5 protein-coding genes are annotated in these 23,631 nt (G+C 66.4%); 1 reads left to right on the forward strand and 4 read right to left on the reverse strand.

The window, feature by feature from the left end; translation table 11 throughout:
* Window positions 1-5 precede the first annotated feature (5 nt).
* From Q5H93_RS06755 to Q5H93_RS06765, 3 genes are all read right to left on the reverse strand, one after another.
* A complete protein-coding gene (locus Q5H93_RS06755) occupies window positions 6-18,581 on the reverse strand; it encodes a right-handed parallel beta-helix repeat-containing protein (RefSeq protein ID WP_305005746.1) in 18,576 nt (6,191 codons plus the stop codon).
* A gap of 550 nt (window positions 18,582-19,131) precedes the next feature.
* Window positions 19,132-19,503: a hypothetical protein gene (locus tag Q5H93_RS06760; protein WP_305005747.1), complete on the reverse strand. Its 372-nt coding sequence runs from the start codon at window positions 19,501-19,503 to the stop codon at window positions 19,132-19,134.
* Window positions 19,504-19,563: 60 nt separating this feature from the next.
* Window positions 19,564-19,815 carry a hypothetical protein gene (locus tag Q5H93_RS06765; protein ID WP_305005748.1) on the reverse strand — a complete coding sequence of 84 codons (252 nt, stop codon included), beginning with the start codon at window positions 19,813-19,815 and terminating at the stop codon, window positions 19,564-19,566.
* A 58-nt stretch (window positions 19,816-19,873) separates the two neighbouring features.
* On the opposite strand from Q5H93_RS06765, the gene Q5H93_RS06770 reads away from it, so the two are divergent.
* A complete protein-coding gene (locus tag Q5H93_RS06770; protein ID WP_305005749.1) occupies window positions 19,874-20,494 on the forward strand; it encodes a hypothetical protein in 621 nt (206 codons plus the stop codon).
* A gap of 85 nt (window positions 20,495-20,579) precedes the next feature.
* On the opposite strand, the gene Q5H93_RS06775 is transcribed toward Q5H93_RS06770, so the two are convergent.
* Window positions 20,580-23,393, reverse strand: a complete 2,814-nt coding sequence (locus Q5H93_RS06775) for a 4-alpha-glucanotransferase (RefSeq protein WP_305005750.1) — start codon at window positions 23,391-23,393, stop codon at window positions 20,580-20,582.
* Between the last annotated feature and the right edge of the window lie 238 nt (window positions 23,394-23,631).

Consider the following 23,631-nt stretch of genomic DNA (forward strand, 5'->3'; position numbering starts at 1 on the left):
GCGGCTTATTGCTTGATAAGACGCTTCGTCAGTAGCACCGTCTGGCCATCCTGGCTGCGGCCGCGGAGCAGCAGCGTGTAGGTACCATCGGCCACTTCGCGCAGGTCCACTTTGTGGGTGAGGCCCGCGTCGAGCTTCAGGCCTACGATGGTGCGGCCCGTGGCGTCGATGATGCTTACTTCATACGTACCGGTCGGCAGCTGGCGCAGGTCCAGGTTCGTCGCGCCCACGGCCGGGTTGGGCCACAGGCTGATGCTGGGCACCGTCGGCTTGGTGAAGCTGATGGTGCGCACCGGCGAGTAGCTGCTCGTGCCATCCACATCCACCTGCTTGAGGCGGTAGTAGAGCAGCGCGCCCAGCTTAGCAGCGTTGGCGTCGGTCAGGGCGTAGTCGGTCGGGGTGGCTTTGCTGCCCTGGCCTTTCACCTCGCTAATCTTGGCGAACGTGCGGCCGTCGAGGCTGCGCTCCACGTCGAAGTGGTCGTTGTTCTTCTCACTGGCCGTCGTCCAGCGCAGCAGGCCGTCCACGTTGCGCACCGCCTCAGCCGTGAACTTCGTCAGCTCCACCGGCAGCGGGTAGGCCCCCAGCGTGAAGGTCACCGTTTGGGTGGTCACGCCACCGTACACGTCGGTGGTGGTGATGTTCACCGAGTAGTTCGTGCTCGTCGTGATGGCCGGCAGGGCTGCTGCATTGCTCACGAAAATCTGGCCCGTGGCCGGGTTCAGCGAGATGCCCGAAGGCAGCGCGTTGGTCGGGTTGCTCACTGGACCGCTGCCCGATGGCGCCAGCACGGCGTTGGTACCCGCGGGGGCCAGGCCATTGCTGGTGCCGGGCTGCTGGGCGCCGGTGCTGGTGTTGTACACCAGGGCCGAGCTGTTGTAAGCTGCGCCGTTGGGGTCAATTACGTAGGCCAGCACGTCGTTGGTCACGTAGGGATTGGTGTTCGTGTTCGTCTTCACCGGCGTCGTGGCGTACACCGAAGCATTGTCGATGCCCGACTGAATGGTGTAGCGGCCCGGGTTGCTGACAGCGCCGAGGTTATCGGTGGCCTGGTAGCTGAAGTTTACCGTGCCGGCGAAGGTGGCGGCCGGGTCGAAGCGCATGTTGCTGGCTTGCGTCGGCGTGAGCACGAGGCCGGGGAAGTTGGTCAGGTTCAGCTCCACGTTGGCGGTACCGTTCCACACGTAGAGCACGCCCTGCGTCGCGCTGGGCAGCGTCAGCACCGTGTACGAGGCTACCGAGCCGTCGGCATCGGCCGCGTTCAGCGGCGAGATGGGCAGCGGGGCGTTGGCCGTGTTGCCTTCGGGGCTCTGCAGCGTGTTCACCACATCCTGCGCCACCGGGGCCTGGTTGGGGCGGGCGGTGGTGGCCGAAGCCGTGTTGTTGGCCGTAGCCGCGTCGTTCGTCGTGGGCACCGAGGCCGTGCCGGCGGCCGAGGCCACGTTCGGCATCACGAAGGTGACGACGTTGGTCTGGCTGCTGCCGCTGCTCAGGTTGCTCACGGTATAGGTCACGGTGGTGCCCACGATGCTGGCGCCCACCGGCGCCGTGATGCCCGTGGCGCCGGCCGGCAGGTTCACCGTTTGCGTGAGGCTGGCCACGTTGCTCGGGCCGTTGTTGGCCGTCACCACGGTGTAGCTCACCGTGCTGCCCACGGCGGCCGAAGCCGGCGCCGTCAGGTAGGTGGCCACGTCGGTGCTCGGCGTGATGGTCACGTTGGTAGCCTGGGCCGTGTTGTTCGTGATGTTCGGGTCCGTGTTGGCCCCGGCCACGGTAGCCGCAGCCACCAGCGGGCCGTTGGCCGGCATCACGGTGATGGTGGTCACCACCGGCGTGCCGTTCACCAGTGAGGCCAGGGTCGGCAGGGTCAGCACACCGGTCGCCACATTATAGGTAGCGCCGTTGTTCGGGCCGCCCGTGAAGGTGATGATGCCGTTGCTGGTGCTCGTGCTGGTCGTGCCGTTCAGGGTCAGCGTGGTGCTGCTCAGGCCAGCGGGCAGGCTCACCGTGCGCACCACGCTGGTGGCGGGGTTGGCGCTGGTGTTGTTCTGCGTCGTCAGGGTGTACACCACCGGCGAGTCGGCGGTTTGCGTCGTCAGGTTCGGCACCAGGGTCACGGCCACGTCGGCCGTGGTGGCGCTGGCGGGCGTCACGGTGGTCACGGCCGTGGCCTGGTTGTTATCCAGGTTCGGGTCGCCGTTGGTGCCGGGTACGCTGGCGATAGCCGCCACATTCAGGCGCACCGTGGCGGGAGCCACGAAGGTGATGGTGCCGGTCTGGGCATTGGCCTGGCCGGGCAGCAGGTTCGTCACCGTGGCGAAGGTTACCAAGCCGGTAGTGGCGTTGTAGGCGCCGGCCACGATGGTGCCGGTGTTATCGCGCACCACTACGCCGCTCAGGCCGGTGGGCAGCTGCACCGTGGTGGTTTCGCTGCCGGCCACACTCGGGCCGTTGTTGGTCGTCGTCACGGTGTAAGTCACCGGGTTGCCCGTCGTTACCGCGGTCGGGCCGGCCACGGCCACCACCACGTCGGCCGTGGCCGTGAGCGTGGTGCTGAAGGTGCTGCGGTTGTTGGCCAGTACGCCGTCGGGCGTGGTGGCGCTCACCGTGCCGGTCAGGCTCAGGCTACCGGTGGTGGCGGGGGCGGTGAAGACGATGGCCGTGCTCTGACTGCCGTTGGCGGGCAGGGTAGCGAGGGTGTTCAGCGTCAGCAGGCCAGTGGTTGTGTTGTAGGTCGAGCCATCCGGGAAGGTGATGGTCGTGCTGCTCAGCGTACCCGTGGCGCCGCCCACCCGCAGGTCGGTGGCGCTCAGGCCAGCCGGCAGGTTGAGGCTGGCCGTCACGTTGCTGGAGGCAATGCCCGAGTTGTTGGTCAGCAGCACCGCGTAGCTCACGGGCTGGCCGGCCGTGGCCGAGGCCGGGCCGCTCAGGCCGATGGCTACATCGGCGGCGGGTGCGATGGTGGTCATCACGCTGGCCACGTTATCGCCGGGCACGGGGTCCGAGGTCGTGGTGGCCACATTGCCCGTCACGTTGTAGGTACCCGTGGCCGGGGCCGTGATACCAATGGTGTAGCTCTGGGGCGTAGCGGCGCTGGCCTGGGTGCCGAGGGTCGGCAGGGTCAGCACGCCGGTTTGCGTGTTGTAGGTCGCGCCGTTGTTCGCGCCGCCGGTGAAGGTGATGACGTTACCCGCCACGCTTGTGCCGGTGGTACCGCTCAAGGTCAGGGTGGCCGTGCTCAAGCCGGTGGGCAGGCTCACGGTAGTCGTCACGTTGGCCGCCGGGTTCGGGCCGTTGTTGCCCTGCGTCACGGTGTAGGTGGCGGTGGCGCCGGCGGCGATGGTAACCGGACCGCTGACGGTCAGGTACACGTTGGCCTGGTTGGTCGTGGCCCCGGTTACGGTCACGGCCGTCAGCGTAGCGGCGCCGTTGAGGTAGCCGGTGTTGTTCGTGGTGTTCGTCTCACCAGCCGGCGTTGTGTTCGGCGTCAGCAGGGCCGATGGCGAGAACGTGGCCGTCGGGGCGAAGCTGATGCTGTTGGCCAGGGCCTGGCCGCTGCTCAGGCTGGCGGGCGGGAAAATCACGCCGCCGGCCGCCAGGGTGTAGGCCGTGGCGCCGCCGCCGGGGTTGGTCGTCGTAAACAGGCCGTTCACGTAGTACAGCGTCTGGCTGCTGGCCGTGGCATTGTAGTAGCCGCCGCCGGTGATGAACACGCCGCTCAGGCCGGTGGGCAGCTGCACGGTTTGCACCGCGTTGGCTACCGCACTCGGGCCGTTGTTGCGGCTCACCACGATGTAGGTGGCCAGGTCGCCGGTTACCACCGAAGCGGGGCCGCTCAGGCTGGTCACCAGGTCAAACTGCGGGGTCACCGTCACGTTCACGCTGGCTACGTTGTTGGCCGGGGTCGGGTCGGTGGTGCCGTTGCCAATCTGCGAGGTGGCCGTGAACGAGGCGGCCGGAGCCGGGAATACCACGGCGATGCTCTGCGTCGTACTGGCCGCCAGCGTCGTGCTGGCGAAGGTCAGCAGGCCGGTCGTCTGGTTGTAGGTGCCGGCCGGGAAGGTGATGGTCGAGCCGCTGAGCGTGCCGGCGTTGCCGGCCACCGTGAAGCCGGTGGTCGTCAGGCCCGCGGGCAGCTGCACCGTCACCACCGTGCTGGGCGAGGCCGTCGTGGTCGAGTTGTTGGTGGCGGTCACGGTCAGCGTTTCCGAGGCTCCGGCGTTCACCGGGTTCGTGCCGGCCGCGATGGTCGTGCTCAAATCCACCGGCAGCGGGCCGCGCACCGTCACCACCAGGTTGGCCTGGTTCGAGACGGCCGCGGGCGTGGCCGAGTTGCTGATAACATAAGGAGTCGTGGCCGTGCCGGTGAAGGTAGCGCTGGCCGGCGTGAAGGTTACCGAACCAACCGGGGCGCCCACCGTGGTGAACGTACCCAGCGCCGTGGTGATGCTGGTCTGGATACCGGCCGTGTTCGGGTCGAGGTCAATCGTGGCCGGCGCGATAGCCGCGCCGCCGTTGGCCAGGTCGTTGGCCGCTACCGCGAAGGTCACGGCCGTGTTCAGGTTCGTGGTGGCGAAGTCATCCACGGCAATCGGCGAGCCGCCAATTACCAGAACAATGTTGTGCACCGTCACGCCACCGAACACGTCGGTCGTAGTGATGGTCAGCGGGTACGAGCCGGGCACGAGCACCGTGTAGTCGGTCACCGTGATGAGACCCGTCACCGCGTTGAGCGTGGTGCCGGCGGGCAGCGGGCCGGTCGTCAATACGACCGTGCGCGTACCGTTGTCGCCGGTGGCAAGGGCGCCGGTCGTGGCGTTGTAGGTAATCAGGCCGGCGCTGGTGTACTGGGCCCCGTTGGGGTCAATTACCGAGGCCAGGATGTCGTTGTTGGCGTAGGGGTTGGTGGTGCCGCCTTTCACCGGAGTCAGGGCGTACACGGCCGGGTTGTCCTGCCCCACCTGGATGGTGTAGGTGGCGGTGCTCGACGTGAGCACGTTGGCCGGCACGCCGTTACCGTTGTCGGTCGCGGTGTAGTTGAAGAACACGTTACCCACGTAGCCGGTCACCGGCGTGAAGCGCAGCGTGGTGGCCTGGGTGGCGGTCAGGGTCTGATTTACCGCCACGGCCGTGTAAGTACCGGCGTTGTCATAGTACAGCGTGCCCTGCGTCCCGGCATTCGGGATGCTGGTCACGGTGTAGGTCACGATGGTGGCATTGCCGTCGGCATCGGTGGCTTGCAGCGGCGAGATGGGCAGCTGGGTCACGGCGGTGTTGCCTTCGGGGGTCTGCAGCACGTTCACCACGTCGGCGGCCACCGGCGGACGGTTGGGCTGGGTGGTGGTTACCTGGCTCGACACGTTGTTGCCGGTAGTGCCTGCGTCACCGGTAGCCGTCACATTGCCGGTCACGGTGATGCTCGGCGTGGTGTTGGGCACGGTGAAGGACACCGTATTGCTCACAACACCATTCGCGCCCACGGCCATGTTGTTGATGGTCGGGAAGGTCACCGTGCTGCCCGACAGCGTGCCGCCACCCGTGATTACCACGCTGCTGGCCAGAACGCCAGCGGGCAGGGTCACGGTTTGCACCACGTTCGAGGCCGGCGAGGGGCCGTTGTTGGTCGTCACCACGGCGTAGCTTACCGTGCTGCCGATGGCGGCCGAGGCCGGACCGGTCACGGTGGTGGCCACGTCCACGCTCGGCGTGATGTTCACGATGCTGGTTACGCGGTTGTTGCCGGTGTTGGTATCGGTGTCGTTGCCACGGATGGTCGACGTGATGGCGTAGGGCCCGATGCCCGGGGCGGGCTGCACGATGGCCGTGTTCACGCCGGTGCTGGCTGCCAGGTTGCCCAGCGGCAGGCTCAGCACGCCGGTAGTCTGGCTATAAGTGGCGCCGCCGGGGAAGGTAATGATGTCGCCGCTCAGCGTACCCGCGCTGCCGCCCACCGTGAAGCCGGTCGTCGTCAGCCCGGCGTTCAGGAACACGTCCTGCACCACGCCGGTAGTGGCCGTGGCCGTGGCATTGGCCCCGCGCACCGTGAAGCTGATGGAAGCGCCGGCCGTGGCCGTGGCCGGGGGCGCTGCGTTGAACGTAGCGGCCAGGTCGATGGTCGTGGTGGTAGCCGGCACGATGCCCACGCTGATGGAAGCCACGTTGTTACCCAGGTTGGGGTCCACGTTGCTGCCCACCGCGGCCGTGGCCGAGGGCGTGATTATCGTCGTGTTCGGGGTGTTGAAGGTAATGCTGCCGACCACCGTGCCCGCGCCGCCCACGGCCTGGTTGGTCACGGTCGGGAAGGTCACTACGCCCGAGGTGCTGTTGTAGGCCGCGCCGAGCACGGTGCCGTCGTAGCCGCGTACTTCCACGCCAGTGAGGCCGCTGGGCAGCTGCACGGTGGTGGTTTCGGAGTTCGAAATCGACAGGCCGTTGTTCACCGTCGTCACCGCGAAGGTGATGGGGCTGCCCACGCTGCTGCTGGTCGGGCCGCTGATGTACACGGCCACATCGGCCTGGGTCTGCACGGTCGTCAGCACCGAGGCGGTATTGTTCGTGGTCACGCCATCGGGCGAGGTGCCGCGCACCACGGCCACGTTGGTCAGGCCGCCATTGTTCACCGGCGTCAGATAGCTGATGGTGGTGCTGGCGGCGGTGCCCGGGGCGCCCACCCCGGTGGGGTTGGCGATGGTCACCACGCCGGTGGCGGCGTTATAGGTGAGGCCGCCGGCGTAGGTGGCGGTGGTGCCGCTGGTGCTGGTGGGCGCCGCGCCGTTCAGGAGCACCGCATTGGCGCCCGTGATGGGCAGGCCCGCCGGGATGTTCACGGTTTGCACCACGTTCTGGGCGGTGCCGGGGCCGTTGTTGGCGGTGGTCACGGTGTAGGTCACGCTCTGGCCGGCCGTGGCCGTCGAGGGGCCCACGATGGTGGTGGCCAGGTCGGCGGTCAGGGCGTTGTTCACCGTCACGGTGGTGGCGGCTTCGTTGTCGGCCGGCACGGGGTCAGCCGTGGTGGCGCTCACGCTGGAGGTCACCGTTAGCTGGCCGCTGTTGGGGGCCGGGGCCACCACGGTGTAGCTGGTGCTGGCGCTGCTGGCCTGGGTGGCGATGGTCGGCAGGGTCAGCAGGCCGGTGGTCTGGCTGTAGGTGGCCGTGCCGCCCGTAATCGTGAAGTTGATATTCGAGCCGCTCACGGTGCCAGCCGCGCCGTTCACCGTGAAGCCGGTGGTGGTCAGGTTGGGGCTCAGGGCCACTTGCGTTACCACGCCGGTGGCGGCGCTGGGGCCGTTGTTGCCCTGCGTCACGGTGTAGGTGACGGCGGCGGCCGGGGCGGCGCTGCCGTTAGTGGCGTTCGAGCTGATGGTGGTGTACACGTTGGCCAGCGTGGCCGGGGCCGGGCTCACCGTGGTGCTCAGGGTCGCCGTGTTGTTGGCGGTGTTGAGCTCGCCCGCACCGGTAGTGTTAGGCGTTACCGAAGCCGTCAGGTTCAGCGGGCCCGTGGCGGGCGCCTGGAAGCTGAAGAAGTTGTTCACCACCTGCCCCTGCGGCAGCGAGGCCGGCACCGGGAAGGTAAAGGTGCTGGTGCCGCCGCTGAAGCTGTAGGTACCGCCGTTGCTCACAAACACGCTGCTCAGGGCGGCCGTGGTGGCGAAGCTCACCGTCTGCACCGCGTTGGGGGCGGCGCCGGGGCCGTTGTTCTGCGTCGTCACGGTGTAGGTGGTCAACTGATTGGCTACCGTGCTGGCCGGGCCGCCGAGGGTGGTCAGCAGGTCGAAGGCCGGGCCGGTCACGATGGTGGCCGACTGGCTGTCGTTGGCAGTGGCGCCGTTCTGGTTGGTGGTCGTGCTCACCGCCGCCACGCCCGTCACCGACACGCTGTTAATCGGCTGGGTGTAGGTGATGGTCGAGGTCACCGGCGTAACCGGGTTCAGCGTCGTGATGCCCGCGTAGCTTACTAGGCCGGTGGTGCTGTTGTAGCTGCCGCCGCCGGTTACGCTCACGCCGGAGAGGCCCGCCGGCAGCTGCACCGAGGCCACGATGCCGCTGGCCGTGCTACCGCCGATATTGTTGAAAGTCACGTTAAACGTAGCCGTCTGCCCCGAGGCAATCGGCGAGGCGCCGGCCGTGATGGTGGCTAGCACGTCGGACGAGAACGGCACGTTCGGCGAGAACTCCGAGGTACTGTTGAGCAGCGTGGCCGTCGAGGTCACGCCCACGTTCTGCAGCTGCGTCAGCTGCGCCGGCGTCAGGCCCGCCACCGAGATGGTGAAGCGGAAGCGGTTGGCCGCCGCGTCGGTGCCCTGCATCACGCCGTTGATGGCGCCGGGGCCGTAGCTGCCGGTGCCGGCGTCGAGGTCACTCACGCCCTCGGTGCGGGTGGCCAGGTAGGTGCGGCCTTCGCCGAAGCGGGTGGGGTCGAGCTCGGGGATGAAGAACTCAATCACGGCGCCGGGGCGGCTGAAGCCGGTCACGGTCAGCGTCGAGCCGGCCAGGTCGATGGTCGTCAGCACCGGGTAGTCCACGCCTTTGTTGGCCAGCGAGGTAGCGGCCGTGGCCGGGTCGTTGCCGTCGTTGATGGTCACGCCGTCGCCCGAGCCATACTCTACCGCGCCGCTGCCAGCGCCGTTCACATAGGCGTTGGGGTTGGTGTTGAAGTCGATAGCCACCGAGCCGCTGTTGTAGATGGAGTTCTGGCTGATGACCGTGTTCTGCGAGCCGTAGCCAATGACGATGCCCGAAGCCTGGGTATCGACAATTATGTTTTTCTCAATCAGGTCGGTAACGCCGGCGCGGGTGCGGTTGGTGCCGTTGCGCTGCAGGTAGCAGATGGCCGAGCCTTCGAGCTGCGACAGGGCGAAGCCCGCCCCGCCCCGGCCAGCCGACACGATGGTGTTGTTGCGCACGGTGGTCGAGCTGGTGCCGCCAATCTCAAATTGCACGGCGCTGGAGTTGGAGCGCGTAAACAGGTTTTGCTCAATCAGCAGCGGGCCCGCGCCGCCGCCGTCGCCGAGGCTGATGCCGTCGCCGCCGGCGCTGGTGTAGCCGTTCTGCGTGAATTCGTTGTCGCGCACCGTAATCAGGCTGGCTCCGACGCCGTTGTTCACGTTCACGCCCGAGTTGCCGGTGAAGCCGATGAGGTTATCGAGAATCGAGCCGTTGGCGCCGCCGAAGATGTTGACGCCGTAGCCGCCGCTCACCGTGCCGTCGTTGGCCCAGGTGAAGGCCGTGGCGCTGCTGCCGATGATGTTGTTCTGCAACAGGAAGCCGGTGCTACCGTTGATGGAAATGGTCTGCGAAGTACCGCCGCGCACGGCCAGGCCCTGCAGCGTTGCGGCCGTGCCCGTCAGGCTCATCACCACGGCTACGTTGTTGCCCGCAATTTCCACTTCCGGCTTGTTTTCGGCGTTGAAGGTCAGGGCATCAACGCCCACCGTGCCGCCGTTGCCGAGCGTGCCGGTGTTGGTGTCGCCCACGTTCAGCGTCTGCGACTGGCCGTACACGACCGTGTTGGCGTCCGATACCAGCAGCGTGCCCGTGCCGGGCAGCGTAATCACGGCCCGGGCCGAGCCGCTGGCGCCGGTGAGCTGGTTGGTGAGGCCGCTGCGCAGGCCGGCGTGAGCGGCCCCGTCCGAAATCATGAAGATGCTGTACTCCTTGCCGGCCGCCGGGTCGATGCCGCCGTTCGAGCTGGCCACCTGGTCGAGGCCGGTGTTGGTCAGGGCGTTCGAGTTGGTCAGGAACTGGCGTAGCGAGCCCTGGCCGGCATCGTTGGTATTTACTACCGTCGAGAAATTGTAGCCGAAGTCGATGCCGGTCGCGCCGGTGCTGGTCAGCGTGAGGGGAGCTATCGACTGAGCCACGCTGGTGGCAGTGTTGAGGCTGGCCAGCGTGGTGGGCGTGCCCACCGTGAAGCTGCCCGTGGTGTAGGTCGTATAGGCCGAGCTGCCCGGGGTGAAGGTTCCCAATGCGATACCGTTCACGGCCACGGTCAGCGACTGGCTGTTGGCAAGGCGCTGGGCGGCCCGGAAGCGGACAGTGTAGTTGCCCGGGCTCAGCCCGAGGCCCTGGCTGAAGCTGCCCGTGAGGCCGCCGGCCGTTTGCACCAAGGCTACCTGCGTGCCATCGGGAGCCACCGGATTGGTGCCGCCCACGTCGAAGGCGCTGCCGTTGGCGGCAATGCCCGAGCGGCTGTTGAAGGTCCAGTTGGCACCGCTGATGTTGTACTGGTAGCTGCTGTTGCTGGTACCGAGGCTCGGAGTTTCGAAGCTGGCATTCAGGGGCAAACCGGCTACCACATTGTTGCTGGCATCCAGAATTTCCACCAGGTCCACGAAGGCGGTGTTATCCCCGGCGCCATTGCCGCCCGTGAAGCTCAGGGTCTGCGGACCGGTGGTTACGGCATCGGCTTTCTCGGGGGCTTCGCCGCCTACGCGGTTCACGTCGGCCGCGCCATTGTTGGTGCGGAAGGTTTGCACCGGCAGCAGGCCGGCTACCGAGCCGGGGCGCGACGAGCGCACCGTGTTGCTGGCCACGCGCACCGTGTAGGAGCCCGGGGCTGCGCTGAAGGTGTACTGACCCAGCGAGCCGGCCGTCGTGCTGGTAGTGGTCGTCGCCACGATATTGCCGCTGGCGTCATACAGCTCTACCGTGGTCGCCGTGGTGGGGTCGCCGGCCGTGCCCACGGGCACGCCGCTGCTGGCGGCCAGGCTGCGGCCACTGCCGCCGCCGTAGTTCGGGTCTTCAAACACGGTGCCGCGCAGGGTCACGAGGGCCGTATTGCCCGAGAACTCGGAGGTAGCGCCGCCCACCGTGGCCGTGCTCGTGAGGCCGCTGGCCAACACCGCCGCCTGCTGCGCCGCAGTCAGCGGAATGCTGAAGGTAAAGCGGTTGGTGGTTTCGGTGCCCTGGTTCAGGCCGTTCACCGGGTTGGTGTAGGTGCCGGTGCCGGCGCCCGTGTCGGTGCCGCTGCCTTCGGTGCGCGAAGCCAGGAAAGTCTGGCCTTCGCCGAAGCCGGTGGGGTCGGCGGCCGGGATGAAGAATTCCACTACGGCGCCCGGCTGGGCAAAGCCGTTTACAATGAGGTTGCTGCCGCTGAAGTACGCGGTTTCAATCACCGAGAAGTTCTGGCGGCCGTTGGCGCCGTTGTCCAGGTCCAGCAGGTCGTTGATGGTGACGCCGTTGTTATCAAGGTCGATGCCGATGCCGCCCGTGGCGGCCGTGCCGTTGTTGGCCGTCACGGTGCCGTTGGCCGAGATGCTGTTCTGGCTGAAGGTCGAGGTGCCGGTAGCGGCCAGGGCCGCGATGCCAGCGCCGTAGTTGCCGGTGATGCTGTTCGTGCTGATGGTGTTGCCCGTGGTGGCGAGCTGGATGCCGCCCGTGGTGCCCACCGTGGTGGTGGTGCCGCGGCCGTTGCTGCTCACCGTGTTGTTGGTGACGGTGGCGCTGGTACCGCCGACTACCAGGTCCACGCCCGCGCCGCGGGTGTTGGTCAGCAGGTTGCCGTTGATGGTGGCCGTGGTGGCGGCTACTACTACGCCGCTGGCGGTGGCCGAGAGGCGGCCGTTGTTGTTGATTTCGTTATTGGAAATCGTAGCCGTGGTTGCGCCTGCGGCCACGTTCACGCCATTATCAGTGCCGAATACCAGCAGGTTGTTGCTCACCGTAGCGTTAGCACCGGTGAGGTATACAAGGTCGAAGCGCGTGGTGCCGGCCGGAGCCGGGTCGGCCACGGCCGTCGGGCCCGAGCCAATCACGTTCTGCGCCAGCGTGAAGCCGCTGGCGGCCGATTTCACCTCGGCCGTCGAGCCGGCGGTGTAAGTCCCGTTGCCGAAGCCGTAGATGCTCAGCCCGCGCACACCCGAGTTGCTGGCGGCGCTGCTGAAGTCGAGGCCCAGGCTGATGGTGCCCGCGTTGCTCAGGCGCACTTCGGGGCCGGCCACCTGGCTCAGGGCCGTGGCGGCGGTGCCTACCGTGGAGCCGGTGCCCAGGGTCGTGGCGTTGCTGTTGGCAATGTTCTGGGTCTGGGTGGTGCCGTCGATGATGGTGCCGACGCCCGTCACCTGCGGCAGGGCCGTGGCGGGGGTAATCACGGCTACGTTGCTGGTCAGGCCGCTCACCAGGCCGATGGCCTGGCCGGCGTTGGCCGCCGCGTTCGGAATCATGAAGATGCTGGTCTCGCGCTGGGCGGGCAGGGTGCCGGCCGTGTTCGAGCCCGCCTGGGCCAGCGAAGCTTCGCCGGTCAGGGTGTTGGCATTGGTGATAAACTGGCGGAGCGAGCCCTGGCCCGCGTCGCGGGTGTTCACCACGAGGTCGAAGTTGAAGCCGAAGTCGGGGCCGATAGTCGTGCTGCCGCTGGCCGTCACGCTGGCTACCGACTGCGCGGTGAAGCCCGTCAGGCCGGTGCCGGTAGTCAGGGCAGCGAGCGTCTGCGAGCCGCTATTGGCGGCGGCGTCGGTGCGCTCCGGCGCGCGGCCGCCCACGCTGGTGGTGCTGCCATTATAGGTTTGCACCGGCAGCAGGCCGGCGGTAGTGCCGGTGCGCGTCGAGCGCACGGTCGAATTTACCACGCGCACCTGGTAGCTGCCGGCGGCCACGTTGAACGAGTACTGGCCTACCGTGCCAGCAGTGGTGCTGGTTTGGGTGGTGGCCAGGAAGTTGCCGCTGGCGTCGTAGAGTTCGACCGTGGCGGCCGTGGCCGGGGTGCCGGCCGTGCCCACGTTCACCGCCGAGCCGGGGGTTACGCCGTTGGCCGTGGCAATGCTGCGACCCGCGCCGCCGCCGTAGTTGATGTCTTCGAAAACGTTACCCGTCAGGGCCGAGAGCGTCAGGTTACCCGAGAACTCGGACGTGGCGCCGCTGAGCGTGGCCGTGCTGGTGAGGCCGCTGGCTTGCACCGCTGTCAGTTGCGGGCCGGTCAGCGGGATGCTGAAGGTGAAGAGGTTGGTGTTGTCGGTGCCCTGGGCGCGGCCATTGATATTGCCGGGGCCGTAGGTTCCGGAGCCACCGTTGGTGTCGGCGCCGGTGCCTTCGGTGGCCGCACCCAGGTAGGTCTGGCCCTCGCCGAAGCCGGTGGGGTCGGCGCCGGGCACGAAGAACTCGACCAGCGAGCCGGGCCGGGCGTAGCCGGTCACCACCAGGTTGCTGCCGCTGAGGTAGGCCGTCGTCAGCACCGGGTAGTTCAGCAGGCCGTTGGCGCCGCCGTCGCTGTCGCCGCTGTCGTTGAGGGTGACGAAGGGCGACACGCCGGTGCTCACGTTGCCGTTGTTGAGGTCGATGCCAATCTGGCCGGTGGCCACGGCGCCGTTCACGGCCGTTACCGTGCCGTTGTTGAAGATGGAGTTCTGGCTTATAACCGTCGTGGCCGAGGTGTTATTCACCAGCACGCCCGCGCCGTAGTTGCCGCTGATAACGTTGCGGCTCACGGTGTTCGAGTTTCCGTAGATGCGGATGCCCGGCGTTTCGCCGGGGCCCGAGGCGATGCCGCGGCCGTTGCCGCTCACCGTGTTGTCGGTGATGGTATTCGAGCCGGTCGAGTTGTAGGTGTCGACGCCCTGGCCGGCGTTGTCGATGAAGAGGTTGAAGGTGGCCGAGTTGGACGTGCCCTCGAAGTCGAGGCCATCCCAGTTGGCGTCGCTCTTGGCATTCGAGCGCACCTCGTTGTTGGTCACGGTTACGTTGCTGGTCGCGGAGTTTACCCCGATGCCCTTGCCGCCGTTGTAGCCGATGAGGTTGTTGCTCACCGTGCTGGCCGTGGAGCCGCCCGTGAAGCGGATGCCGTCGGCCACGCCCCGCACGCCCGCGCCGAGGTCGGCGAAGGCGGTGGCGTTGGTGCCGATGACGTTGCGCGAGATGGTAGCGCCGCCGGCGCCCACGCGGATGCCGCCGCTGTTGTTATTGTTGCCGTTGGTGCCGAAGCCGTAGATGGCCAGGCCGTACACGCCCGCGCCGGTGCCGCCGCTGGCAATGTCGATGCCCGTAGCCACGGCGGTGGTACCCACCAGCTGCACTTCGGGGCCGTTCACGGTGCCGAGGGTGGCGGCCGTGGTGCCCACGGTGCCGCCGGCGCCCAGCGTCACGTTGTTGCTGTTGTTGATGTTGAAGGTCTGCGTCGAGCCGTCCACCGAGGTGTTGGGGCCGCTGATGGCGGGCAGGGCGGTGGCGGGCGTAATCACGGCCACGCCCGAGGTGAGGCCGCTGGCGAGGCCGGCCAGCTGGCCGGCGCGGGCGCTGCCGTCCGGAATCATGAAGATGCTGGTTTCGCGCTGGGCGGGCAGGGTGCCCACGGCGTTCGAGCCGGCCTGGGCCAGGGTGGTTTCGCCACTGAGGGCGTTCGAGTTGAGGATGAACTGGCGCAGCGAGCCCTGGCCCGCGTTGCGGGTGTTCACCACGAGGTCGAAGTTGAAGCCGAAGTCGACGCCGGTGCTGGCGCTGGCCCCCGTGGTGAGGGTGAAGATGGACTGCGGGGTGATGCCCGTGAGGCCCGAGCCGGTGGTGAGGCTAGCCAGCGTGGCCGAGGTATTGGCGGCGGCATCGGTTTGCTCCGGGGCCTGGCCGCCTACTTTGGTGGTGGTGCCGTTATAGGTTTGCACCGGCACGAGGCCGGCTACCGAGCCGGTGCGCGTCGAGCGCACGGTCGAGTTTACCACGCGCACCGTGTAGCTGGTGGCGGGGGCCACACTGAACGAGTACTGGCCGAGGGTGCCGGCGGTGGTGCTGGTCTGGGTGGTGGCGACAAAGTTGCCGCTGGCGTCGTAGAGTTCGACCGTGGCGGCGGTGGCCGGGGTGCCGGCGGTGCCCACGCCCACGGCCGAGCCGGCCGTTACGGCATTGGCCGTGGCCATGCTGCGGCCCGCGCCGCCCCCGAAGTTGAGGTCTTCAAACACGGTACCGCTCAGGGTGGCGGCCAGGGGTGCCACGGTGCCGGTGGTGCGGAAGATGGCGTCGGCATCGCCGGTGTGCGTCGGGGTGGTCGAGGCCACGCCGGACGAGGCCGGGTCGTAGAGGTCCACGAGGCCGTTGTTGTTCGAGTCGCGGTAGTAGGTGTTGCCGAAGTCGAGGAAGTTCGGGATGTTATCGGCGTCGGCGTCGTCCAGCCAGTCGGGGATGCCGTTCAGGTTGGCGTCGGTGGCGTTGGGGTAGTAGGTGCTGTTGCCGCCGGCCGTCACGAAGTTGGTGGCGCGGGTGCGCAGGTCGTCCAGCGCGTAGCCGTTGTCGTTGTTGTCGAAGCCTTCGGTCCAGTCAAACGCCGCGTCATTGTCCGAGTTCTGGTCGAGGTAGTCGGCCGTGTCGGTGGCATCCTTATTAAAAAGAGTAGTAATGGCGTAGCCGGCGGTGAAGTTGTTGTCGAAGTTATTGTCGATGCCGTCGCCGTCAGCGTCGGCGTTGGCCAGGGCGCGGCGGCCGGTGGTGGCCTGAATTTCGAGCAAATCCCAGATGCCGTCGCTGTCCGAGTCGCGGTCCACGTAGTTGGCGAAGCCGTCGGTGTCGGTGTCTACCGGCGTCGAGATGGTGTTGGTGACGCCGCTGGTGCTACCGGTCACGAAGCTGTCCACCACGCCGTCGCCGTTGGCGTCGGCGCCGCCGCCTTCGATGGCATCCACCAGGCCGTCGTCGTCGGCGTCGCGGTCGAGGTAGTTGGCGCCGCCGTTGCCGTCGGAGTTGCGCGGCAGGGTGGCGGTGATGGCGGCGTCGTAGAGGCCGTCGTTGTTGACGTCGGTGGTGGCGGCGTCGCTGATGCCGTTGTTGGTGGCGTCGACGTACGACTCGGCGGCGTCGGTGATGCCGTCGTTGTCGGAGTCGCGGTCGAGATAGTTGGCAAAGGTGTCGGCGTCGAAGTCGCCGGGCGTCACGCCCACGTTGCCGGCGCCGCCGTTCAGGCCGTCGCCGTTGCCATCGGCGAAGCCGTCCACTACGCCGTCGCCGTTGGCGTCGGTGCCGCCGCTTTCGCGCACGTCGGTGATACCGTCGTTGTCGGAGTCGCGGTCCGCATAGTCGGCGCGGGTGTCACCGTCGAAGTCGGCGGGCAGGGAGGTGGTGACTACCGCGTCGGCGATGCCGTCGAGGTTGAGGTCAGGGTTGGCAAGGGCGTAGGCGTCGGCCACACCGTTGTTATTGGCGTCGGCCACGCCGGTGATGCGGGCTTCGCGGGCGTCGGTGATGCCGTCGTTGTCGGAGTCAATATCGAGGTAATTGGCCAGGGTGTCGCTGTCGAGGTTGGGCACGGCCAGCGGGGTGGCGGCGGTGGCGTCGTTCTGGCCGTCAGAGTTGGCGTCCACGAAGCCGTCCTGGATGCCGTCGCCGTTGGCGTCGGAGCCGCCGGCTTCGCGGGTGTCCGAGATGCCGTCGTTGTCGGCGTCGCGGTCCATGGGGTTGATGAGGCCGTCGAGGTCGCGGTCGTAGCGGTCGTCAACACCGTCGGTGTTCGCGTCGACCCAACCGGTGGTGTTCGAGTCGAGGTAATTCGGAATGCCGTCGTTGTCGGCGTCGGCAAACACGTTGACCCCACCGGTTTCGGTGAGGTCGGGAATGCCGTCGTTGTCGGTGTCGAGGTCGGTGGCGTCGGCCACGTTGTCGCCGTCGAAGTCGGGGTTGGTGGCGCGGAATTCGCTCAGGCTCACAATCTGCACCCCCGTCAGGCTATTGGCATTCCGGTAGATGATGCGCAGCTCGTTGATAGGCACCGCGAACGACACCGAGATGTTGGCCGCCTGCTGCTTGCTGGGCACGGTGGCCACGGTGTTGCGGGCCGCGAAGCGCTGGCTGCCGCCGGCGCTGCTGTTGGTTTGGATGAGGGTGTTGTAGGTAATGTCGGTGGCGCCCAGCGTCACGGCCGTGCCGTTGAGGTAGCCGATTATTTCTACGTCGTCCTCATACGCCCCGGCCCCGTAGTCCACGTCCATCAGGCCCACCGTCACGTCGCGCAGGGGCTGGCTGAAGGTGTAGCGGGCAATGGAATAGCCGTTGGCCGCCCCGCCGCTCGACAGCGTTTGGAAGAAGCTGGGGTTAAGCTTGGTGCCGTAGGTCAGAAACCGGTCGGTTTCCAGGATGGGGTTTTTGTTGAACGTCAGCGCCCCAAACGCCTGCGTGGCCGTGGTTTGGGGCGGGGTACCGGCCTGGTTGATGGTCGTCGTAATGGGGTTGGTGCCGCTGGCGGCCGTGCGGAAGTTGTCTACCGCCACCGTCACGCCCGCAAACGTGAAGCTTTTGTTGCTCAGGTAGGCATTGGGTTGGTTGCCGCCGGCCGAGCCGTCGAAGGGGTTGGCGTAGTTCCAGTCGAGCACGGCGGTGCGCTTGTCGGGAGCGAGGCTGCCGCTGCGCTTCATGTGCAGGTAGTCGGGCTCGTTCACGATGACGGGCGTGGTGCCGTAGCTGCGCTGGGTGACGTAGCCACCCTGCGTGTACACGAGGTAGTTGCCGGCCACGGCTTCGGCCGAGGTCAGGATGCCGTCGTTGTCGTCGTCGGTATCGCGCCAGTCGAGCAGGTAGTCGAAGTCGGCGTTGGGGCGCAGCGATTTCATGCCGTAGTCATTCACCCCGCCGGCGGGGGTGGGAGCACCCACCAGGTTGTTGAAGCCGCTGCTGGCACCGGTGTTGCTTTCGCTGTCGTACACGTCCACGATGCCGTCGCCGTCGGTGTCGGTGGTGGCGTAGGTCACGTCGGCGGTGCCGTCGTGGTTGTCATCGTTCCACTCAATCCGGTCGCTGACGCCGTCGTTGTCGGTGTCGGTATCGCGGTAGTCGGCGGTGCCGTCGCCATCGGTGTCGACGGGCACGAGGGCGGTGCCGCCGTTGGGGTCCACGTCGGCCAGCAGGCCGTCGTTGTCGGTGTCAGTGTTGGTGAGCACCCGAATCCAGGGGCTGGCGGTGCCGTTGCTGGTTACCAGGGGCTGGGCTTCGTACCAGTCGGTGGCGCCGTCGTCGTCCGAGTCCAGGTCGAGGAAGTCGGGCAGGCCGGTGCCGTCGGTGTTGGTGAGGGGCAGGGCCGTGCCGCCGTTGTTGGGGTCCACGTTGTTGTAGATACCGTCGTTGTCGGTATCGGCCAGGGTGGCATAGAAGCCGTTGGTGTTGATGTCGGCGCGCAGGGCGCCGGCGTTGGCTTCGCGAGCATCGGTGAGGCCATCGTTGTCCGAGTCGCGGTCGAGGCGGTTCACGAAGCCGTCGCCGTCCTGGTTGGTATCGGCGAAGGGCGTGCCGCCATTGTCCGCGTCGCGGGCATTCACGAGGCCGTCGAGGTCGGTATCGTTGGCCGTCACGTACACCACCGAGTACTGCCCGTCGGTGCTCATGTTGGGGGCCAGCACGCCGTTGTTGGCCTCCACGGCGTCGGGGATGCCGTCGTTGTCGGAGTCCAGGTCGTTGCTGTTGTTGCGCCCGTCACCGTCGGGGTCGCCGGTGCCCTCGGTGGCATCGGGGATGCCGTCGCGGTCGGTGTCGGGGGTGACGGCCAGCGGGCGGGCCAGGGTAGTTTTGCCGGCGGCGGGCAAGTGGCGCAGGTGCGGCACGGCCGGGCTAAGCAGCGGCAGCCACAGCAGCACCAGGCTCAACCAACGCAGCCTCTTCGGCTGAAGTAAGGGTTGTTTCATATGGGTTGTGGAAAGGGCGGGCAATGTAGTTTTATTCAATTTTTTAACTCATACCTATTCTCTACAAATTTATTCCGCCCGCGAAGCCAGCACACGCATATTTCGCCGAACAACTGATTTTGCCGGACGAACTGCTTCCTTTTTTGGGACAAGTCCGGCCGTGGTCGCGTTGGCGCCGTTTGGGTGCGGCCGGACAGCCTCACTGCCCGGGCAAAAGCGGCTGTATCAGCCCCTAAGCAAAAATGCACTTTTGGCATCAGCCTAATATTACCCGGCGGTTATTTTTGCACGTCCGGCCCGGTTGTTTCCATTTTTGGGAATGAGGCAGGGGGCACGAAAAAGCCCCGCCGGGGAGGGCGGGGCGCTTGGCAACTGGCCGGGGGGGCCGCCCCTGGGCCGGTGGGCGGCCGGGGCCCTGGCACCGGGGGGTAGGCGGGGCAGGCGGCGGCGGCTACCGGGGCGGGGCAGCGCCGGGGCCGGGCAGCAAAAAGCCCTGCTGCCGGGCGGCAGCAGGGCGGCAGCAGGGCGGCAGCAGGGCTACCAATGGGGCTTATCCTTTCTTTTTCGCTTTGGGGGTATCGTCTACATTAAAGCCCCACCCATTGAGGATTTTAGGCGTCTTTTTATACTTGCCTTTGAGGTACGAGGCCGTGTCGCTGTTGGCCTGCTCTACCTTGGCAAAGATGGCGTCGCGCTTGCGGTAGGCTTCCTCGGCAAGGCCTTTGAGGCGCTCGGCCTCGGCGTGGTGCTCCTGCCCTTCGGCGATGGTGGGCCCAATGATATCCCAATCGGTGTCGACGAGCTGCTTGAGCTCCGACTTGTCGCCGTCGGCCAGGTGCCTGTCGTAGATGCTTTGGGCCAGTTCGAAGCCTTCCTTAGGGCTTTTGGGAAGGTTGACGCGGCCGGAGGTAGGGGCTGCCATATACTTGAAAGTGTTGGTGAGGGCAAAAGTGCCGCCCAAATGTATCGCAAAAATCGAAAATCACAACAGTGTTTCGATAATTTTAGTAGCAACAATACCGGTTCCATTGCTGGAAACGGCATTTCCATTCAATGAAACGCCGTTTCCATTGCTGATAGTGGCGATTCTAACGATGGAAATGGCGTTTCCAACACTGACAATGCCGTTTCCAACGCTGGAAACGGCGTTTCCCAGGTTGGAAACGCCATTGTTGGGGCCGGAATCGGCGGCGGGGGTATTGCTAGTGCCCGCCGCAAGGATGAAGACGGGCACCGCGCTACTAAAACTGCAATTTGCCAGCGTAGCGGGCCCTCCGTGGTATCTTCCAGCCATGAAAACGCGGCTGCTACTGGGGGTGCTTTGCTTGCTGGCCGGGCCGCTGCGGGCCCAGCCGCAACTGGCGCAGCGCACCGATGCTCCCACTGCCGCCCCGGTGCTGGTGCCCATTCCGGCGGCGGTAGCGCAGGCTTGCCAGCGGTATCTGCCCGAAACGGCGGCCAACCCGGCGGCGGTCTGGACGGCCTACGGCAGCTATGCCGCCACCAATCCAACGCACCCCCCGCTGGCGTTTGAAGTGACCACGCAGCTCATCCGCACCGACCCGCGCTGGGTTGACACCTTCATTCTCCACAAAGTGGACACCTTATGCTGTACGCTGACGGCCATCTTCGATAGCCCCGGGCGCCTTCGCTACCACGAGCGGGAAGTAGCTCCCGATACCCTGCCGCTACCCGTGCGCCGCGCGATGCAGCGGGTGCGGCAGCACACGTACGCCAACGGCGAAATTGTGCTTGTCGTGGGTATCTACGACCCCGATAACCGGAACCGGAGCCGCCGAATTCGCTACAAAGTCTGGCTGTATAGCCCGCAGATTCTGGACCGGCCCGGCGAGCCGTGTGAGTTCTGGCGCAGTGGTCGGCCAATATTTTACAAGAATCCCGTATTCCGTTAAACGGCTTTTTAATAGGGAGCAGCTATTAAAAAAAGCCCGGCGCAGCAGGCGCTACGCCGGGCTTTGTAAAATGTCGGGCGAAAGCTTACCGCCCGCTGGCCTTCACAATGGCCCGCAGCGGCTCGTTGAAGCCCACGGCATCCACCAGCTCTTCGAGGGGCAGGTGCAGGCGGTACTTCCAGAAGTGCTCGGGGTTGCTGGGGTCGTTGATTTGCTCGTCGTGCGGGTTGGCGCGGCGCAGGTGGCTGTCCATGGCCAGCAAATCCTGCAGCGGGAAGATGGCCCACATGGCGGGCGAGTGCAGGTGCTGCACCAGCACCTCGCGGGCCACCCAGGGCTCGCAGTAGAAGGGCGCCACCTGGCGCCAGTGGCCCAGCATGGTTTCGAAGAAGCGCTGGGTGACGACGCGGTCAGCCTCCCACCAGCCGCGCAGGGTGGGCATATCGTGGCTGCTGGTGGTCACTACGCTCAGGTAGGGCGCGTCGTCGGGGTGGCCGAACTCGGTGGCGGGGTTCGAGGGCATGCGCTGGATGTTGAGGCCCAGCATGCCGAGCTCGCGCATCACGCCGGGCACCGAGGCCGGCACCATGCCCAGGTCTTCGCCGGCGATGAGCATGTTGGTGGCGTAGCGCACGGGCGGCAGCTTCACCAGCCCCTGCTGCCGCCAGAATTCCTCGTGGCGCTTGAAGAAGAAGTCGATGTAGATGTCGTCGTAGAGGCGGCGGCGGTCCTCGTCGTTGAGCTCGCGGAAGCTGTACGACTTGTTGAGCGTGATGCGTGGGTGGTAGAAGTCGTTGCCGGCGGGCACGAGCAGCACTTCGTTGCAGAGCTGGTAGAGGCCCTTGCGCAGCCACTCGAAGAAGGCATCGTTGCCGGGGTAATCGATGATTTTCTGGTCGATGTAGGCCTCGATTTTGCGCTGCGTGTTGACGTGCTCCTTGAGGTGGATGCGGCCGTAGCTGGCGTCGTCCATATACTCATCGAATACTTCCTGCGCCTTGTCGTGGAAGATGTCCTGCAGCATGTGCCAGCGGATGTAGGGCTCGCACAGCCGCGAGTAGTCGAACCAGCCCAGGCGGCGCTCAATCTCGTGGCGGTGCAGCGGCAGCGCGGGCGAGAAGTGGCCGAGCAGGCCCTCCACCGAGTGCTCCGGCATCTCCCAGATGCGGAAGAAACCCAGGATGTGGTCGATGCGCAGGGCGTCGAAGTAGCGGGCGAGGTGGCCCATGCGCTGCTTCCACCACTGGTAGCCGTCCTCGGCCATGCGCTCCCAGTTGTAGGTGGGAAAGCGCCAGTTTTGGCCGGTCGTGGAGAAGTCGTCCGGCGGGGCGCCGGCCTGCTGGTCCATGTGGTAAAGCTCGGGCTGCGTCCAGGCATCGACGGAGTGGCGGTAGATGCCGATGGGCAGGTCGCCCTTCAGCACTACGCCGCGGCTGCGGGCGTAGTTCACCGCGCCGAGCAGCTGCTTGTCGAGGTGGTACTGCACGAAGAAGAACAAGCCGTAGTCGTCGTAGTCGGGAGCGGTTTCGGCGGTCAGGGCCTCCAGGTTCTGCGGGGTCTGGAACTCGGCGGGCCACTGCTTGAAGTCGGCCGTGCCGAACCGGTCGCGCAGGGCCGAGAAGGCGGCGTAGGGCACCAGCCAATCAGCCTGCTCGGCCTTGAATTTTTGGAATTCGGGGTCGGCCAGGAAGCTGGCTTTCTCCTGCTGAAAGAGCAGCTTGAGGAAGTGCCACTTGGCATTCATCACCGGCTCGTAGTCCACGAAATCCTTGGCGTTGAGCTCCTGCTTGAGTTGCGCCAGCTCCTTGGCGGCCTTCTTGTCCTTGAGCGGGGCAATGCTCTCCAGGTTCACGTACTGCGGGTGCAGGGCGAATACCGAGATGGCCGCGTAGGGATAAGAGTCAACCCAGGTGTGGGTAGCCGTCGTGTCGTTGATGGGCAGAATCTGCACCAGCTTGAGGCCGGTCTGCACGGCCCAGTCGGCCAGCAGCTTCAAATCGGGAAACTCCCCTACCCCAAGCCCATTCTTGCTACGCATGGCGAAGACGGGCAGGGCCACCCCGGCCCCGCGCCAGGCGGTGAGGTGGTGGTAGGCTTCGTCGTTGCGCACGCGCAGGGCGGGCACCTCGGCCGTGCCCTTGATGACGCGGTTTTCGCCGCCTTCCATGTCGAGGGCGTGGCCGGCGGCCGGGTCCCACATGGCGTACTTATAGGAGCAGTCCTCGCCAGGGTTTTGCAGCACCACGCTGGCAGTCCAGGTCGGGTAGTTTTTGTCCGACAGCACCAGGCAGCTCTTATTATCCCAGGCGCCCAGGGCCGGGTCGGAGCCCAGCACGCAGAGCTGCAGCCTGGGGTCGACGCGCGGGGCCAGCAGGTTGAAGACGACGGTGCCGGGGGCCAGCGGACCGGCGGCCGGCGCGGCAGGCGTTTCAGCCGCTACCTCAGCGGCCGGAGTCACGGCTTTTTTGGCGCGGCTCTTAGTGGCTTTGGGAGCGGGAGCGGCAGCGACGGGCGCGGCCGGGAATTCCCCAGCAGCGGGGCGCTTGAACAGGGCCTCGGTGAAGGCGGCGGTCAGCAACTCGTTTTCGGGCTTGGCGGGGGTCCGCCAGTAGTCGCACACTTCCACTCGGCCGGCGGCGGGCAGGGCGAGGCGGCGGTCGGGGCCGAACTCCCACTGCTGGCCGCCGGTATTGTCGTCGAGCAGGGCGTACTTATAGGTAAGCTCGCCGGCCGGGCCGTCGGGCAGCTCCAGCTCGAAGTACCAGCGGGCCCCGTACTCGTCGTAGCGCATGGTGGGCGCTTCGTCGATTTGCCAGTTGCCCAGCGCCGGCGCCGAACCGCAGATAACCAGCCGCTGGCCAAACACCGTGCGGTAGGGAAGAGAAAAGTGAACAGTCATTGAAAGTGGGAATGGGAAAGCAGGGAATGCTCGGTTTGGGGCCGAAAGATAGGCACATAGGCCCGCACAAAACGGGCCACCGGGCCACATCGGCCGCAATCGTTTGGGGGCAAAAAAGGCTCTTACGGCCCCCGCAAAGCCGAGTTTCCCGAAAGCGCCGTTTCGTCGATTTTACCCAACCTCAGACGACTATTCTTCGTTGGCAAAAGAACTTACCCCGATTTTTTCGCTTACCCGT

Source organism: Hymenobacter aranciens (genome assembly GCF_030580865.1).
GTDB classification, from domain to species: domain Bacteria; phylum Bacteroidota; class Bacteroidia; order Cytophagales; family Hymenobacteraceae; genus Hymenobacter; species Hymenobacter aranciens.

Bases quoted from the DNA above. Each gene is read 5' to 3' on its own strand.
- Q5H93_RS06775 (WP_305005750.1), bottom strand. From the start codon at position 23,393: ATGACTGTTCACTTTTCTCTTCCCTACCGCACGGTGTTTGGCCAGCGG.
- Q5H93_RS06760 (WP_305005747.1), bottom strand. From the start codon at position 19,503: ATGGCAGCCCCTACCTCCGGCCGCGTCAACCTTCCCAAAAGCCCTAAG.
- Q5H93_RS06755 (WP_305005746.1), bottom strand. From the start codon at position 18,581: ATGAAACAACCCTTACTTCAGCCGAAGAGGCTGCGTTGGTTGAGCCTG.
- Q5H93_RS06770 (WP_305005749.1), top strand. From the start codon at position 19,874: ATGAAAACGCGGCTGCTACTGGGGGTGCTTTGCTTGCTGGCCGGGCCG.